General features: G+C 66.8%; 16 protein-coding genes. 12 read left to right on the plus strand and 4 right to left on the minus strand.

Annotated elements, in window-relative coordinates; genetic code table 11:
- Positions 1–7: 7 nt before the first annotated feature.
- Both dcd and apbC read right to left on the minus strand, forming a co-directional pair.
- On the minus strand, positions 8–574 hold the full coding sequence (gene dcd, locus F816_RS0104835) for a dCTP deaminase (protein ID WP_019593761.1): 567 nt from the start codon (positions 572–574) through the stop codon (positions 8–10).
- Positions 575–601: 27 nt separating this feature from the next.
- Complete coding sequence (gene apbC / locus F816_RS0104840) at positions 602–1,693, minus strand: iron-sulfur cluster carrier protein ApbC (protein WP_018146032.1); 1,092 nt, start codon at positions 1,691–1,693, stop codon at positions 602–604.
- Positions 1,694–2,147: 454 nt separating this feature from the next.
- Here apbC and metG point away from each other — a divergent pair, with 454 nt between their 5' ends.
- From metG to F816_RS0104900, 12 genes are all read left to right on the plus strand, one after another.
- Positions 2,148–4,187 (plus strand): methionine--tRNA ligase, encoded by a 2,040-nt coding sequence (gene metG / locus F816_RS0104845; RefSeq protein ID WP_019593762.1) that lies wholly within the window; start codon positions 2,148–2,150, stop codon positions 4,185–4,187.
- Positions 4,188–4,288: 101 nt separating this feature from the next.
- A complete protein-coding gene (mtnB, locus tag F816_RS0104850) occupies positions 4,289–4,909 on the plus strand; it encodes a methylthioribulose 1-phosphate dehydratase (protein WP_018938699.1) in 621 nt (206 codons plus the stop codon).
- Complete coding sequence (locus F816_RS0104855) at positions 4,909–5,616, plus strand: hypothetical protein (RefSeq protein WP_019593763.1); 708 nt, start codon at positions 4,909–4,911, stop codon at positions 5,614–5,616. The genes mtnB and F816_RS0104855 overlap by 1 nt, the downstream gene beginning before the upstream one ends.
- A 165-nt stretch (positions 5,617–5,781) precedes the next feature.
- Complete coding sequence (gene rsxA / locus F816_RS0104860; protein ID WP_018146036.1) at positions 5,782–6,360, plus strand: electron transport complex subunit RsxA; 579 nt, start codon at positions 5,782–5,784, stop codon at positions 6,358–6,360.
- Positions 6,357–6,941, plus strand: a complete 585-nt coding sequence (gene rsxB, locus F816_RS0104865) for an electron transport complex subunit RsxB (protein ID WP_019593764.1) — start codon at positions 6,357–6,359, stop codon at positions 6,939–6,941. The genes rsxA and rsxB overlap by 4 nt, the downstream gene beginning before the upstream one ends.
- Positions 6,942–6,973: 32 nt before the next feature.
- Positions 6,974–8,617 carry an electron transport complex subunit RsxC gene (gene rsxC / locus F816_RS0104870; RefSeq protein WP_019593765.1) on the plus strand — a complete coding sequence of 548 codons (1,644 nt, stop codon included), beginning with the start codon at positions 6,974–6,976 and terminating at the stop codon, positions 8,615–8,617.
- Entirely contained in the window at positions 8,617–9,678 is a 1,062-nt protein-coding gene (gene rsxD / locus F816_RS0104875; protein WP_019593766.1) for an electron transport complex subunit RsxD, read from the plus strand. Before rsxC ends, rsxD begins: the two co-directional genes overlap by 1 nt.
- Complete coding sequence (gene rsxG, locus F816_RS0104880; RefSeq protein WP_019593767.1) at positions 9,671–10,366, plus strand: electron transport complex subunit RsxG; 696 nt, start codon at positions 9,671–9,673, stop codon at positions 10,364–10,366. Before rsxD ends, rsxG begins: the two co-directional genes overlap by 8 nt.
- Entirely contained in the window at positions 10,363–11,064 is a 702-nt protein-coding gene (locus F816_RS0104885) for an electron transport complex subunit E (protein ID WP_019593768.1), read from the plus strand. Before rsxG ends, F816_RS0104885 begins: the two co-directional genes overlap by 4 nt.
- A 107-nt stretch (positions 11,065–11,171) precedes the next feature.
- Complete coding sequence (locus tag F816_RS0104890) at positions 11,172–11,609, plus strand: hypothetical protein (protein WP_019593769.1); 438 nt, start codon at positions 11,172–11,174, stop codon at positions 11,607–11,609.
- A gap of 66 nt (positions 11,610–11,675) precedes the next feature.
- Positions 11,676–12,323, plus strand: a complete 648-nt coding sequence (gene nth / locus F816_RS0104895; RefSeq protein ID WP_019593770.1) for an endonuclease III — start codon at positions 11,676–11,678, stop codon at positions 12,321–12,323.
- A 29-nt stretch (positions 12,324–12,352) separates the two neighbouring features.
- Positions 12,353–12,778 (plus strand): DUF1841 family protein, encoded by a 426-nt coding sequence (locus F816_RS0104900; RefSeq protein ID WP_018146044.1) that lies wholly within the window; start codon positions 12,353–12,355, stop codon positions 12,776–12,778.
- Here the strand turns inward: F816_RS0104900 and F816_RS0104905 are convergent.
- Together F816_RS0104905 and F816_RS0104910 are read right to left on the minus strand one after the other, a co-directional pair.
- The gene (locus F816_RS0104905) at positions 12,756–15,923 is read right to left on the minus strand and encodes an efflux RND transporter permease subunit (RefSeq protein WP_019593771.1); all 3,168 of its coding nucleotides are present in this window, start codon (positions 15,921–15,923) and stop codon (positions 12,756–12,758) included. The genes F816_RS0104900 and F816_RS0104905 overlap by 23 nt on opposite strands.
- On the minus strand, positions 15,920–16,711 hold the full coding sequence (locus tag F816_RS0104910) for a hypothetical protein (RefSeq protein ID WP_019593772.1): 792 nt from the start codon (positions 16,709–16,711) through the stop codon (positions 15,920–15,922). The genes F816_RS0104905 and F816_RS0104910 overlap by 4 nt, the downstream gene beginning before the upstream one ends.
- Between the last annotated feature and the right edge of the window lie 8 nt (positions 16,712–16,719).

Here is a 16,719-nt window from a genome sequence, read left to right on the forward strand (position 1 = left end):
GGTTGGGTCAGGTGCGCGGGAGCGTGACGCCGCGCTGGCCCTGGTATTTGCCACCGCGGTCCTTGTAGGAGGTCTCGCAGACCTCGTCGGACTGCAGGAACAGCATCTGCGCCACGCCCTCGTTGGCGTAGATCTTGGCGGGCAGCGGCGTGGTGTTGGAGAACTCCAGCGTCACGTGGCCCTCCCACTCGGGCTCCAGTGGGGTCACGTTCACGATGATGCCGCAGCGCGCGTAGGTCGACTTGCCCAGACAGATGGTCAGCACGTCGCGCGGGATGCGGAAGTACTCGACCGTATGCGCCAGGGCAAAGGAGTTTGGCGGGATAATGCAGCAGTCCGACTGTACGTCCACGAAACTGCCCTCGTCGAAGCCCTTGGGGTCGACGATGCTCGAGTTGATGTTGGTGAAGATCTTGAAGTGATCGGAGCACCGCACGTCATAGCCGTAGCTCGAGGTCCCGTAGGACACGATCCGCTGCTCGTCGCGGTAGCGGATCTGGCCGGGCTCGAAGGGCTCGATCATGCCCTTCGTCTCGACCATCTCCCGAATCCAGCGGTCCGCCTTGATGCTCATTGGCCCTGTCCCTGGTGGCGCACCGGATCAGTTGTCCTGGATCACGATGTTGGGGAATTTGCTGCTGTAGTCCTTGGACTGCTCAGCCAGCTTGGCACCCGTGCGCCGTGCGATCTCGCGGTAGATCTCCGTGATGCGGCCCTCCGGATCGGCGACCACGGTGGGTTCGCCACCGTCCGCCTGCTCGCGGATGCGGATGTCCAGCGGCAGGGCGCCCAGCAGATCCACGCCGTATTCCTCCGCCATGCCCTCGGCGCCGCCCTGACCAAAGATGTATTCCTCGTGGCCGCACTTCGAGCAGATGTGGATGCTCATGTTCTCGATGATGCCGAGCACCGGCACCTCGACCTTCTCGAACATGCGCAGGCCCTTGCGCGCATCCAGCAACGCGATGTCCTGCGGCGTGGTCACGATCACCGAACCGGAAACCGGGATCTTCTGCGACAGGGTTAGCTGGATGTCACCGGTGCCCGGCGGCAGGTCGATGATCAGGTAGTCCAGCTCCTTCCAGTTGGTCTCGTTCAGGAGCTGCTCCAGCGCCTGGGTAACCATCGGGCCACGCCAGATCATTGGCGTGTCCTCGTCGATCAGGAAACCAATGGACATCGCCTGCACGCCATGGCGCTCCAGCGGCTCCATGCTCTTGCCGTCCTTGGATTCCGGCTTGTCCTTGATCCCCAGCATGCGCGGCTGGCTGGGGCCATAGATGTCGGCATCCAGGATACCGACCTGCGCGCCCTCGGCGACCAGGGCCAGCGCCAGGTTGACCGCGGTCGTGGACTTGCCCACCCCGCCCTTGCCGGAAGCCACGGCGATGATGTTCTTGATCCCCGCCATCGGCTTCAGGCTCTTCTGCACCGCGTGGGTCGTGACCTTCGTGCTGATGGTGACCTCGGAGGACTCGAGCCCGGCCACACCCGCCAGTGCACCCTGGATGGCGGCGCGCAGCTCGTCGTGGTACCCAGCAGCGGAATACCCCATCTGGATATCGATCGCGGCACGGGCACCGTCCACGCGGATGTCCCGGACCTCGCCGGCGGCGACCAGGTCCTGCTCGAGGTACTTGTCCTGAACGGTCTTCAGGGCGTTTTCGATCTGCTCTCGCGCGAGTTCGGCCATGGGTACGTGGCATCCGATGTTGGGAGTGATCGCGCGATTCTACTGGCCTCGGTGCACCACGCCAATGGCACCACGAGCCACCCGTCCTTTCCGAAGCCCCCCAGGCGCGAATCAAGGCAGGTGTCAAGGCCCTTGCGACGGTTTTATGCACAAAGGACCTGAAGATAGGGAACATCGGCCAAGATAGGCGAACAAGCATCTAAGTCGCTGCACAATTGTTCTGCAAAAGACTGTTTTACAAGCCTTCTTATGTGTTGGTCGTTTTTTAACCAATTTGTCATGCAGCCTTGTGTGGCAAGGCCTGGCGACCGATTCCACCGGGTTGCCCACAGAGTTATCCACAACTTCTGTGGACAACATGCCGGAGCCCTTGGCACGCCTCGACAACCCGCGAGCCAAACCCGACAATAGCGCCCCTGCACCCGCGCCCGGTGCCACCCAAACGAGCCAAGCAATGACCGATACCCCGCGCAAGATCCTCGTCACCAGCGCCCTGCCCTACGCCAACGGCCCGATCCACCTGGGCCACCTGGTGGAGTACATCCAGACCGATATCTGGGTGCGCTTCCAGCGTTCGCGCGGTCACGAGGTTATCTATGTCTGCGCGGACGACGCCCACGGCACGCCGATCATGCTCAAGGCACGCGCCGAGGGCATCGAGCCGGAAGAACTGATCGCCCGCGTGCGCCAGGAGCACGAGGCCGACTTCGCCGAATTCCGCATCGGGTTCGACCACTACCACTCCACCCATTCGGACGAGAACCGCGAGCTGGCCGCGCAGATCTACACCGCGCTACGCGATGCCGGACATATCGAGACCCGCACCATCGACCAGGCCTATGACCCCGAGGCCGGGATGTTCCTGCCCGATCGCTTCATCAAGGGCACCTGCCCCAAATGCGGCGCCGCGGAACAGTACGGCGATTCCTGCGAGGCCTGCGGCGCGACCTACAGCCCGCTGGACCTGAAGGACCCGGTCTCCGCAATCAGCGGCGCGCGCCCGGAGTCGCGCGCCTCCGAGCACTACTTCTTCAAGCTCGGCGACTTCGAGGCCTTCCTGCGCGAATGGACCCGCTCCGGACGCCTGCAGGACGCGATCCGCAACAAGCTGGACGAGTGGTTCGACACCGGTCTCAGCGACTGGGACATCTCCCGCGACAAACCCTACTTCGGCTTCGAGATCCCCGATGCGCCGGGCAAGTACTTCTACGTCTGGCTCGACGCACCGATCGGCTATATGGCGAGCTTTCGCGCCTACGCCGCGCAGCAGGGCCTGGACTTCGACGCCTGGTGGGGGGCGGACTCCGACGCCGAGCTGTATCACTTCATCGGCAAGGACATTGCCTACTTCCACACCCTGTTCTGGCCGGCCATGCTGCACGGTGCGGGCTATCGCACCCCCTCCGCGGTGTTCTGCCACGGCTTCCTGACCGTCAACGGGCAGAAGATGTCCAAGTCGCGCGGCACCTTCATCCGCGCCCGCGACTACCTGGAACATCTGAACCCGGAATCCCTGCGCTACTACCTGGCCGCCAAGCTGGGCGACAGCGTCGACGACCTGGACCTGAATTTCGAAGACTTCGTGCAGCGCGTGAACTCGGACCTGGTCGGCAAGGTGGTCAACATCGCCAGCCGCTGCGCCGGCTTCATCAACAAACGCTTCAACGGCGAACTGGCTGCAGAACTCCCGCGCCCGGACCTGCACGAGGCCTTCGTGGCCGAGGGCGAGGCGATTGCCGAGGCATTCGAGAAGCGCGAATTCGCCCAGGCGATGCGCCGCATCATGGCCCTGGCCGACCAGGCCAACCAGTACATCGACGAGGCCCAACCCTGGGTACTGGCCAAGCAGGAGGGCCGCGAGGCCGAGGTCCAGGCGATCAACACCCAGGGGCTCGACCTGTTCCGCATCCTGATCGTCTATCTCGCCCCGGTGCTGCCGAAACTGGCGGCCGACGCCGCCGAGTTCCTGAATCTGGAAGACACCCGCTGGACCAGCCGTGGACCGCTGGTCGGACACAGCATCCAGAAATTCAAGCCGCTGATGACCCGCATCGAAGCGGAGACCATCGACAAGCTGCTGGAGGCGTCGAAGGCCACCCTGGCCTCCACCGAGGCATCCAGCGCCACCGACAATGCCGCCCCGGAGGCGAGCGTGGACCCGATCGCCGCGACCATCGACTTCGACACCTTCGCCCAGGTGGATCTGCGCATCGCGCGCATCGCCAACGCCGAACACGTCGAGGGCGCAGACAAGCTGCTGAAGCTGACCCTGGACATCGGCGACGAGACGCGCCAGGTATTCGCCGGCATCAAGTCCGCCTACGCGCCGGAGGCCTTGATCGGTCGGCATACCGTGATGGTCGCCAACCTGGCCCCGCGCAAGATGCGCTTCGGCGTCTCCGAGGGCATGGTGCTGGCCGCCGGCCCGGGCGGCTCGGAGCTGTACATCCTGAATCCGGATGACGGCGCCCGGCCCGGCATGCGCGTCAAGTAGTGCTCGCCCCCGGCGGCGCGATTTACGCAGAACACCCGCGGCCCATGGATTTGCGCCCGTTGCTCGCGTAAGCTGCCGCTCTTTTCTCGGTCCCCGGACGCATGGAACAAAGCCCCGAATTCAAAGCACAGGTCCGCCTGCTGGCCGACGCCGGACGCGAGCTCGCGGAACGCGGCTGGCTCCCCGCGCGCACCGGGCACTTCTCCGCGCGCCTGGATGACCAGCACATTGTCATTACCGCTCCCGGGCGCGGCAAGGATCTGCTGGATGCGCACGACTTCATGGTCGTCGATCTGGAAGGCCACCTGATCTCCGGCAGCGGAGACCCCGGGCCCGAGACCTTCCTGCACATCATCATGTACCGCCACGACCCCAAGCTGGGAGCCGTGCTGCACACGCACAGCGTCCACGGCACGGTGCTTTCGCGCCAGGTCGCCGGGACGCTGCTGCTGCGCGATTACGAGGCCCTGCGCGAACTCCCGGGTTGCGAACACCCCTCGCGCGGCCTCCAGATCCCGGTGTTTGCCAATCACCCGGACATGCAGCAGCTGGCCGCCCAGGTCGACGCCGCCATGACGCGCAATCCGGAGCTCGCCGGGTATCTGATCAACGGACACGGCCTGTACACCTGGGGTCAGACCGTAGAACTGGCGATGCAGCGAACCGAAGCCTTCGAGTTCATGTTCGAATGCGAGACGCTGGCCCGCCAGCTCGTCGTGTAATGGCCGCCTCTGCCGCGCATTCGGCGCCTCAGGCCATCATCCTGGCCTTCGAAGGGATCCTTGCCCCATCCGGCGTGCTGCGCGAGACGCTGGAGCCACATGCCCAGGAGGCGCTGCCCGGCTTCCTCGAGCGTCACGCGGAGTCCACCGCCGTACAGCGCACCCTGGCGGATATCCTCGCCTACTCCGGGCGCGAGCTGGACGCGGATGGCCTGCTCGCCCAGATCCGCGCCTGGATTCGCGGCGGCCAGGACATTACTCCGGTGCGCCAACTGCAGGGCATGGTCTGGGCGGACGCGCTGGAGGCCGGCGCGCTGCAGCCGCGACTGGACGCGGCCACAGCCGAAGCCCTGGTGCGCCTGCACGCGGCCGGCGTCGCCCTCTACAGTTTCGGCGCAACCCCGGCCCCGGTGCAGCGCGACTGGCTGCGCCACAGCCCGCACCCGGAAGTGGAAGAGTGCCTGGACGGGCTGTTCGATACCCGGATCGGGGGCCGACGGGATGCCGGCAGTTACCGCCGTCTGGCGGAAGAGATCGGCCGCACGCCCGAGACGGTGCTGGTCCTGTCCGCGCGTGGCGACGAGCTCGATTGCGCGCACCAGGCCTGGCTAATGACCGCCCGCCCCGAGGCCGACCCGAATGCGCAGGACGCGCATCCGGTACGGTCCTTGACCTCGCTCATGCCCGCGGGCGCGCAGGGCGGCTAGTCTCTTACTCAGGACCGCTGACAAGAAGGTTGTCCGCCGCACACCTGGAACCCGCCCAAAGACGGGGTCAACCCGCAGAAAGCGGGTACCCACGAAGCCCTCGGGGTTGAGTACGCTGTACCACTCCCGGATACTGTATTGTTGACCTGACGACTCGGATTTAACGTGGAATACGTCCTGATACTCATCAGTACGATCCTCGTGAACAACTTCGTACTGGTGAAGTTTCTGGGCCTGTGCCCGTTCATGGGGGTCTCACGCAAGGTCGAGACGGCCACCGGCATGGGCCTGGCCACGACCTTCGTGCTGACGCTGTCCGCGGTCAGCTCCTACGTGATCAACGAGTACCTGCTGCTCCCGCTCGGACTGGAGTACCTGCGCACCATCGCCTTCATTCTGGTCATCGCCGCCGTGGTGCAGTTCACCGAGCTGGTGGTGCGCAAGACCTCGCCCCTGCTGTACAACGTGCTGGGCATCTTCCTGCCCCTGATCACGACCAATTGCGCGGTGCTGGGCGTCGCCCTGCTGAACGTCCAGGAGGCGCACAACTTCGTCGAGTCGGCCCTGTACGGCTTCGGCGCCGCGGTCGGTTTCTCGCTGGTCCTGATCCTGTTCTCCGCCATCCGTGAGCGGATCGCGGTGGCCGACGTGCCGGTGATGTTCCGCGGCAGCGCGATCGCCATGATCACCGCCGGGCTGATGTCGCTGGGATTCATGGGCTTCTCCGGGCTGGTTCGGCTGTGAGCGTGCTGTACGCCATCCTCGCGATCGGCGGCCTGGCCGCCGTGTTCGGGGTGATTCTGGGCTTCGCCGCGCAGCGCTTTCGCGTGGAGGCGGATCCAGTCGTCGATCAGATCGATGCCCTGCTGCCGCAGACCCAGTGCGGCCAGTGCTCGTATCCCGGCTGCCGCCCGTACGCCGAGGCCATCGCCGCGGGCGAAGCGGACATCAACCGCTGCCCGCCCGGCGGCCAGGCGACCGTGCGTGCCCTCGCGGACCTGCTCGACCGCGAGCCCACACCGCTGGAGGAAGAAGAGCAGGAGAAGGCCGTCGCCATCATCGACGAGAACATCTGCATCGGCTGCACCCTATGCATCCAGGCCTGCCCGGTGGACGCAATCCTCGGGGCTGCCAAGCAGATGCACACCGTGATCGAGGAAGAATGCACCGGCTGCGAGCTGTGCATCGAGCCCTGCCCGGTGGACTGCATCACCATGGTCCCGGTCGGCACCGACATCACCGAATGGCGCTGGTCGGAGCCGAACCCTTCGCCGATTGAACGGCCCATCCACGTCATCGCGGACGGTTCGCAGCAGTCCGGCTGAGCCGGCTGCCCGCGAACCGTTAGAATACGCTTATGCAGCTGCATCGCTTCCATGGGGGCCTGAAACTGGCCGAAGAGACCGACGCCAGCACCCGCGACCCGGTGCTGGTGATGGGCGTGCCGTCCCGGCTGATCGTCCCCCTGGGCCAGCATATCGGCGAGGCGGCGGAGCCCTGCGTGGCGGTCGGGGACCGTGTGACCAAGGGCCAGCGGATTGGCCAGTCCAAGGGCTATATCGCAGCCCACGTGCATGCCCCCACCTCCGGCGAGGTGGTGGAGATCGCCGACCATGCGGTACCCCACCCTTCGGGCCTCAGCGCCCCCTGCATAACCATCCAGAGCGATGGCCGCGACGACTGGGGCGAAACCCGCATGGAGCCCTGGCTGGACTGGGACACCCGCGACCCGCGCAAGCTGCGCCAGCGCATTCGCGATGCCGGGATCGTCGGACTGGGCGGGGCGGCCTTTCCTACTGCGGTCAAGCTCAATCCGCGGGCCGGCCAGCGCATCCACACGCTGATCGTGAACGGGGCCGAATGCGAACCCTACATCAGCGCCGACGACTCGCTGCTGCGCAGCGCCCCCGAGGCGGTATTCGAGGGCATCCGCATCGTCGCCCACCTGCTGGGTGTGGAGCGCGTACTGTTCGCGGTAGAAGACAACATGCCGGAGGCCATGCGGGCACTGACCGAGACCCTCCCCGGCGAACTGCGCGAGCGGGTCCAGTTGGTCTCGGTCCCATCCATCTATCCCACCGGCGGCGAGCGCCAGCTGATCAAGGTCCTCACCGGCCAGGAGGTCCCCAGCGGCGGCCTGCCGGCCGATATCGGGATGATCTGCAACAACCCGGGTACCTTCAAGGCGGTCTGCGATGCGGTGATCCAGGGTCGCCCGCTATTGTCGCGCATCGTCACCGTCACCGGGCCGGGCGTGCAGCATCCGCGCAATGTCGAGGCCCTGCTGGGGACCCCGTTCGCCGATGTGATCGCCGCCGCCGGTGGTTATGCCGAGGGCGTGGACCGCCTGGTGATGGGCGGCCCGATGATGGGCTTCGCGGTCCATGACGACGCCATCCCGGTGATCAAGGGGACCAACTGCCTGCTGGCGACCCGCCCGCAGGACACGCCCGCACCCGGCCCGCTGATGCCCTGCATCCGCTGCGGCGAGTGCGCGGCTGTCTGCCCGGCGCAGCTGCTGCCGCAGCAGCTCTACTGGCAGGCCAGGGCCAAGGACTTCGACGCGACCCAGGAGTATGGCCTGTTCGACTGCATCGAATGTGGCTGTTGCGCGCATGTCTGCCCCAGCAACATCCCGCTGGTGCAGTACTACCGCTATGCCAAGAACGAGATCTGGGCGCGCGAGAAGGAGCGCCAGAAGTCGGACATCGCGCGCGAACGCTACGAGTTCCGCCAGGAACGCATCGAGCGCGAGGAACGCGAAAAGGCCGAACGCATGGCCAAAAAGAAGGCCGCGCTCAAGAAGAAAGACAGCAGCGCCGATGGCGACGGTAACGCCGACAGCGACAAGCAGGCCGCCATCCAGGCCGCGCTGGAGCGCGCCCGGGCGCGCAAGGCCGCCAAGGCCGGGGAGGCAACCGAGGACTCGAAGACCGAACAACCGGACGCGGCCACCGCCAAACCCGACGAACGCGATTCCACGGACACGGGCAACCGCTGATGCGCTTTCGCACCGAATCCTCGCCACACATGATCCCGGCCCACTCGGTGGGCGGGGTCATGCAGCAGGTCCTGATGGCTCTGGTGCCCGGCACTCTCGCCATGGCCTGGTTCTTCGGCTGGGGCGTACTAGTCAATGTGGTCCTGGCGGTGCTGTTCGCGGTGGCCTTCGAGGCCGCGATCGTCGCTGCCCGCAAGCGCCCGGTGATGGCCACGCTGGGCGACAACTCGGCGATCGTCACCGGCTGGCTGTTCGCGCTGGCGGTACCGCCGCTCACACCCGTCTGGGTCACCCTGATCGGCATCGCCTTCGCCATCATCGTCGCCAAGCACCTGTATGGCGGCCTGGGCTACAACCCGTTCAACCCGGCGATGGTCGGCTACGTGGTGGTACTGGTCTCGTTCCCGCGCGAAATGGCCCTGTGGCCAGCCCCGGACACCCTGTCCGAGATGTCGCTGAGCCTCGGGCAGACGCTGCAGACGGTCCTCACCGGCAGCCTCCCGGCCGCCATGGACTGGGATGCCATCACCCGCGCCACACCGCTGGATGCGATGCGCGAGGGCCTGGGCGCCGGGCGCACGGTCAACGAGGTCACCACCAGCCCGCTGTTCGGCAGCTTCAGCGAAACCAGCTGGGAGTGGATCGGCAATTTCTTCCTGCTCGGCGGGCTGTACCTGTTGTTCCGGCGGATCATCCACTGGCACATCCCGGCGGCGGTGATCCTGGGCGTGGCGATCCCGGCCGGCTTCTTCTGGATGCTGGACCCGGACTCCTTCGCCTCGCCGGCCTTCCATGTATTCAGCGGCGCGGTGATCATCGGCGCCTTTTTCATCGCCACCGACCCGGTGTCCGCCTCCACCACTCCGCTGGGGCGCATCCTCTACGGGGCCGGCATCGGCGTGCTGATCTTCGTCATCCGCACCTGGGGCGGCTACCCGGATGCGGTCGCCTTCGCCGTACTGTTGATGAACATGGTCGCCCCGACGCTGGACCACCTGACGCGCCCGCGCATCTTCGGGCGCGAGCGCCGCGGACCGCCACCGGGGGACGGCCATGGGTAACCTGAAGCCACGGGACATCCTGCTGGCGACCGCCCTGCTCGCTGGGTTTGCCGCCGCCGGGGCCGGCATCGTCGCCCTGGTCCAGGACTCGACCGAGGCGCGCATCGCGGAGAACCGCATGGCGGTCAACCGCAACCGCATCGCGGAGCTGACCGGGGAACTCGACTACCGCAACGACCCGGTCCACGACACCATCAACCTGGACCACGATCTGCTGGGCGGCGCCCACCTGCCCGCCTGGTTCGCCCGCGATGCGGACGACGAAGTGGTGGGTATCGTCTTCTCCGCGGTCGCCCCCGACGGCTACAGTGGCAACATCCACCTGCTGATCGGCATCGACCGCGACGGCGAACTCCAGGGCGTGCGGGTCTCCGCGCACCGCGAGACCCCGGGCCTGGGCGATGCCATCGAGGCCGAGCGCTCCGACTGGATCCGCGGCTTTGACGGGCGCTCGCTGGGCGACCCGCCGGCCGAGGGCTGGCACGTGCGCAAGGACGGCGGAGTCTTCGACCAGTTCACCGGGGCCACCATTACCCCGCGTGCGGTGGTTCGCGCGGTCTATCGCACGCTGGAATACTTCGACCATCACCGTGACGAATTGCTGGCGACCCGGCCCGAGGACACCGGCTCCGTCACGGAACCGCTCCCGACCAGCGAGATCAACGGGGACGACGAGGCAAACCGATGAACCCGACCCTGACCGACATCATTCGCGACGGCCTGTGGCACAACAACCCCGGGCTGGTGCAGCTGCTGGGACTGTGCCCGCTGCTGGCGATCTCCGGCACCATGGTCAACGCGATTGGCCTCGGCATCGCGACCACCCTGACCCTGCTGCTGTCGAACGTGCTGGTGTCGCTGATCCGCGACCATGCGCGCCCGGAGATCCGCATCCCGGTGTACGTGCTGATCATCGCCTCCATCGTCACCGCCATCGAACTGGCGATGAACGCCTGGTTTCACGGGCTGTACCTGATCCTCGGCATCTTCATCCCACTGATCGTGACCAACTGCGCCATCATCGGCCGCGCCGAGGCCTTCGCCTCGCGCAACTCGGTCCCGCGCGCCGCGCTGGATGGGCTGATGATGGGGCTGGGCTTCACCGGCGTACTGATTGCCCTGGGTGCCCTACGCGAAGTCCTCGGCCAGGGCACCCTGATGGCCAACGCCCACCTGCTGTTCGGCGACTGGGGCCACGGCATGACCCTGCAGCTCTACCCGTCCGAGCACGGCTTCCTGCTGGCCCTGCTGCCCCCCGGCGCCTTCATGGCCATGGGCCTGCTGATCGCCGCCAAGAACTGGATTGACAGCCAGTTTGAAGCAGAACCGAACCCCACCGGCGACGAGACCGCGACCGCAACCGAGGCGAGCCCCGACAACGCCTGATCGGCTCCGGCCTTGATTCCTGGCTGTCAGCCGGTAAACTTCCGGCGCCACGAATCCGTTCTACCGGGGCCACCGCCCCGGACATTCAAACGTCCCAGGAGATTGGCATGGCTGGACACTTCCCGTTTGCTGGCAAGCGCGGCACGCGCTACGGCCTCGCCCCGCGCGGCACGATCGCCGCCTTTTTCGAGAATCACGGGTTCAACGACGAGCTCCAGGAGAAGTACTACAAGTGGTGGTACGACTTCGCCAAGGACTTTGTCGAGAAGGACAGCGACCTGTCCTACACCATGATCCGCAAGTTCGACAGCTACCCGATGGGCACCCATGCCCACCATGCGTTCCACTTGAACGACAAGTACTGGCCGAGCTGCCTGGACGAGCTGGGCTCGTTCATCCGTGACGTCATCTTCCCGAAGATGGACGAAAAGGCGATGCACGGCATCGAAGAGAAGCACGCCAAGCTGATCAAGGACCTGGAGAAGGAAGCCGAGTCCAACCCGCGCGACGCCGCGCCGGATGTCGGCCTCTTCCGCCACGTCTGAGCAACGTCACTACGCGAGTTGCCGGCCCCGCGAAGCGGGGCCGGTTTGTTTGGAGCCTCCGCATCCATGAATGCCGCGAATCGTGAAGCCATCTTCGAACGCCTGAAGGCGGCAAACCCCGAGCCGACCACCGAGCTCGACTACGCCACCCCGTTTGAACTGCTGATCGCGGTCATCCTGTCCGCCCAGGCCACGGATGTCGGCGTCAACAAGGCCACGCGCCGCCTCTACCCGGTCGCCAACACGCCCGAGGCGATCCTCGAGCTGGGCCTCGACGGCCTCAAGGAACACATCAAGACCATCGGCCTGTATAACGCCAAGGCCGAGAACGTAATGAAGACCTGCCGCATGCTGGTCGAGCGCCACGGCGGCGAGGTCCCCCGTGACCGCGAATCGCTGGAGGCCCTGCCCGGCGTCGGGCGCAAGACCGCGAACGTCATCCTCAACACCGCCTTCGGCGTCCCCACCATCGCGGTGGACACCCACATCTTCCGGGTCGCCAACCGCACCGGCCTGGCTCCGGGCAAGACCGTACTGGAGGTGGAGAAGCGCCTGATGCGCCTGACCCCGAAGGCCTACTTGCAGGACGCCCACCACTGGCTGATCCTGCACGGGCGCTACGTCTGCAAGGCGCGCAAGCCGGAGTGCTGGCGCTGCCCGATCGCGGACCTGTGCGAATACAAGGCAAAGACACCTCCCCCTGTCGGCGCCTGAACGAACCTACCCCCTTCAAGGAACCTCCCATGTACGGCAACCGCGACCAGATCCGCACCCAGTTCGTCGACGCCTGGCAGAAGGCGCAGGCCGGCGAGGCCCTGACCGATCTGGAGCAGCAACTGGTGGACGTGATCTCGGAACACCCCGAGTACCACGACTACCTGAAAGACCGCGAGACCGCGCTGACCGGCGAATTCCCGCCCGAGCTCGGCACCTCCAACCCGTTCCTGCACATGGCGATGCACCTGAGCCTGCGCGACCAGGCGCGCACCGACCGCCCGGCCGGCACCCGCCAGCTGCACCAGGGGCTGTGCGCCCGCTTTGGCGTCATGGATGCCGAGCACCGGATGATGGAATGCCTGGGCCAGATCCTGTGGGAAGCCCAGCGCAGCAACGCCGCGCCGGACGAGAACGCCTACCTCGAGTGCATCAAGCGCCTGGCGAGCCGCTGACCGCGGAAGCCGACCCGCCCACCGATACCGGCCGTCGGTCCAGACCCCAACGGTCCAGCAAAACCAGCATGGCGGGCGTAAACAGCAGGGTCAGCGGAGTCGCAAACAACAGCCCTCCGGCGATGGCCGTCGCCAGCTGGACCCAGAACCCGGTGACCGGCGCACCCACGTAGAAGTCCCGGCCGGCAAAGTCCACCGTCCACGCCAGCACCATCGGCAACAGGCCGAGGATGGTCGTGATCGCCGTCAACAGCACCGGCCGCATCCGCTGCGCGGCCGCGCGCAGGGCCGCCTCCATCGCATCCAGCCCAAGCCTGCGCTGCTCGTTGTAGGTATCGATCAGCACGATGTTGTTGTTCACCACGATCCCCGCCAGCGCCAGCACGCCGATCCCGCTCATCACGATACCGAAGGGCTCCCCGCGCAGAAGCAACGCCAGCAGCACCCCGGCGGTGGAAAACACGATCCCCGAGAGCACCAGAAAGGCCTGGGAGAAGCGATTGAACTGGGTCACCATCATCGCGAGCATCAGGAACAGCGAGAGCCCGAACGCCCCCAGCAGGAAGTTCGTGGCCTCGGCCTGCTCCTCGGCCTGACCGCGAAAGCGCAGCTGCACCTCGGGGTCCAGCTCCAGGTCGGCCATCCGGCCTTCGAGCGCACGCTGGCGCTCGTCTACCAGATAGCCGGGGCCCGCATCCGCCTCCAGGGTGTACGCACGCTGGCCATCGCGGCGCTTGATCAGACCGGTCGCCGGCACCGGCACCAGCTCGGCGAAATGGGCCAGCGGAACCAGCCCGGTGGCCCCCGGCAGGTTCAGGCCCGCCAGCTGCTGAAGATGCCGCTGCGCGGCCGGCAAGCGCAAGCGGATATCAACCTCCTCGTCGCTGTAGTCCGGACGGTAGGTTCCCAGCAAGATCCCGCTGGTAAGCAGTTGCACGCCCTCGCCCAGCAACGGGACATCAACCCCGAAGCGAGCCGCCTGTTCACGGTCAAAGCGCACCTCCAGCTCCACCCCGGGCAAGGGCAGGTCGTCGGTCACGTCCACGAACCCGCCGAGGGCGTCCATCTCGGCGCGCAGCTGCCGGATCACGGGTGCGATCCGCTCGGGGTCAGCGCTGGCGGCCTCGAGCACGATCGGACGACCCTCGCTCGGTCCACGTTCCTGGGCCCGGAACTGCAGGCGAATCCCCGGCAGGTCCGCGGTCCGCCGGCGGAGATCTTCGATGATCGACTCCGCCGGTGGCCGCTGCCGCCAGCCAATCAGTTCCAGCTGGATCACCCCGATGACGTCCTCGGCGTAGTCGCCCTGCAGACGACCCAGCTGGGTCCCGATGGTGCGCGCGTAGACGTGGCGGATCTCGGGTACGCCGTGCAGAGTGCCCTCCACCTGGCGGACCAGGACATCCGCCTCCCATACCGAGAGATCGCCGCGTGCCTGCACCTGGACCTGCACGAAGTCGGGCTCGACCTGCGGGAAGAACTCCACACCCCGGCCCTGCGTGGCATACAGCGCGTAGGCCACCACGACCACCGCGACCGTCCCGGCCAGCGTCCAGCCGGGATGCCGCACCAGGGATTGCAGCAGGTGGATATAGGCGCGCGTAATCCCCTGCAGTTCGTCGTAGCGTCCCTCCTCTGCCGCGCGCACGTAGCGCGTCTGCGCGGCGTTGATTGGCCGGCTCTGCCCGATCACGGCACCCAGCGCCGGGATAAAGACCAGTGCCATCGCCAGCGAGGCGATCAGGGTCACAATCACGGTGGCCGGCAGGTAGACGATGAACTCGCCGACCATGCCGGGCCACAGCAGCATGGGCGCGAACACCGCCAGCGTGGTCCCAATGGCCGTGGTGATGGGCCAGGCCATGCGCTGGGCAGCCGCGCGGAACGCATCTGCCCGGGCCATGCCCTCGGCCACATAGCGATCCGCCAGCTCCACGACCACCACGGCACCGTCCACCAGCATGCCCACGACCAGGATCAGGCCGAACAGCACCACCACGTTCAGTGTGAAACCCATCAGGTAGATCACCAGGATGCCGCCGAGGAAGGCCCCGGGAATCGCCATTCCTACCAGCAGCGCCGCCCGCGCCCCCATCATCGCCAGAATCACCAGCGCCACGATCAGCATCGCCGTGATCACGCTGTTCTCCAGGTCCCCCAACAGGTCACCTACATCCCGCGCCATGTCCTGCAGATAGGTCACCTCCACGGCTTCCGGCCAGTCGGCGCGGGCAGCCTCGATGGTCGCGCGGGCGGCCGCGACCACCTCGAGGACATTGGCCTCCGACGCCTTGCGGATTTCCAGGGACACCGAAGGCTGACCATCGATGCGGGTGAAGCCCTCGGGGTCGCGGTAGGTCTGACGCACCTCCGCGACATCGCGCACCCGCACCACCGCATCGCCCTCCACACGGATCGCGGTGTCCAGCACGTCGTCGACATCATCAATGGTGCCCGGCACGCGTAGCGGAATACGTCCGGCCCCGGTGTCCAGCGCGCCGGCCGCCACCAGCCGGTTGTTGCGCTCGATCGCGCGGGTCAATTCGCTGAAGGACAGTTCATAGGTCTCCAGCACCAGCGGATCGACCAGGACCTCCATCTGCTCCTCGCGATCCCCGCCGACATCCGCCTCCAGCACCCCGGGGATCGCCTCGACCCGATCGCGCAGCTCGCGCGCCAGGCGCACCAGCGCCCGCTCGTCCAGCGGCCCGGAGAGATTCAGCGTCAGCACCGGAAACAGCGACAGATCGACCTCGGAGACGCTCGGCTCCTCCGCACCCGCCGGCAGCTCGGGGCGCACCTGGTCGACCTCCTCGCGCAGGTCCGACAGCGCCCGGCGATTGTCCCAGCCCGGCTCGAAATCCAGACGCACCAGGGCAAAACCCTCACCCGCCCAGGACTGCATCTCGTCCACCCCGGGCAGTGCCTGCAGTTCGCGCTCCAGCGGCCGCAGCATCAAGCGCTCGGCGTCTTCCGGGCTGACCCCGGGATACGGCACCGAGACAAAGAAGATCGGCACATCGATCTCCGGTGCCGCCTCCTTGGGCACGATGTGGTAGGCGGTCGCCCCCAGCACCAGGATCAACAGAAGAAAAAGCAGTACCGTCCGGGCATGTGCCACCGCCCAGGCGATCAGGGACCTCACGGCGCCGCCTCGTCCACCGATTCCGGCACCATCGCCCCGGGGTCCGCCTGCGTCGCTTGCGGGCGCACCCGCTCGCCATCGGTCACGAAACCGTGGCCGATGGTGATCACCCGTGCCGTTTCGGGCAGACCGGTCACCCAGACGCCATCGACCGCGGCCCGGATCACCTCCACGGCGTGGAACACCACCCGATCCGCCGCGTCGACCGTCTTCACCCCCACGCGCCCGGCGTCATCCAGCCCCATCCAGGCCGGGGACAGCTTGTGCGCCTGCACCACGGCGGTCGGGATCTCGACGCCGGCACTGATACCCGACGGCAGGGCCTCGTCCGGGTTCGGCACCGCGATCTCGACGCGAAAGGTCTGCGTGCCCGGTTCGGCCACGCGCGAAACGAACCGCACCTCCTCCGCCCCGCGCAACCGGGCAATTGCCTGGCGCCGCCGCGCCTCGCGATCATCCATGCGCAGGTTCGCGAGTTCATCCCCCACAGCCACCCGCGCCCCAAGGGCCACGGCCCATTCGGCGACCTGGCCGGCGGTCTCCGCGCGAACCATCACGCGCAGGTCCGGTTCCACCCGCCCCTGCAGCACCAACAAACGCTCTACCGGCTCGGCCGTGAGCGCCGTTACCGCCACCGCCATGGGCTGGGGATCGCTTGCCCGCGGCGCCTCCTCCGTCTCGCGCGCGAGCATCCCGGAGACGATCCAGACCACCACGAGGATCAGAATGCCCAGGGCGATGAACAACCGGGACTGGGCGCGCAGGCGCTGCCAGACAGACTCGCTCACGCTACGCT

Origin of the sequence: Thioalkalivibrio sp. ALM2T (assembly GCF_000381505.1) — a bacterium.
Taxonomy (GTDB): Bacteria; Pseudomonadota; Gammaproteobacteria; order Ectothiorhodospirales; family Ectothiorhodospiraceae; genus Thioalkalivibrio; species Thioalkalivibrio versutus.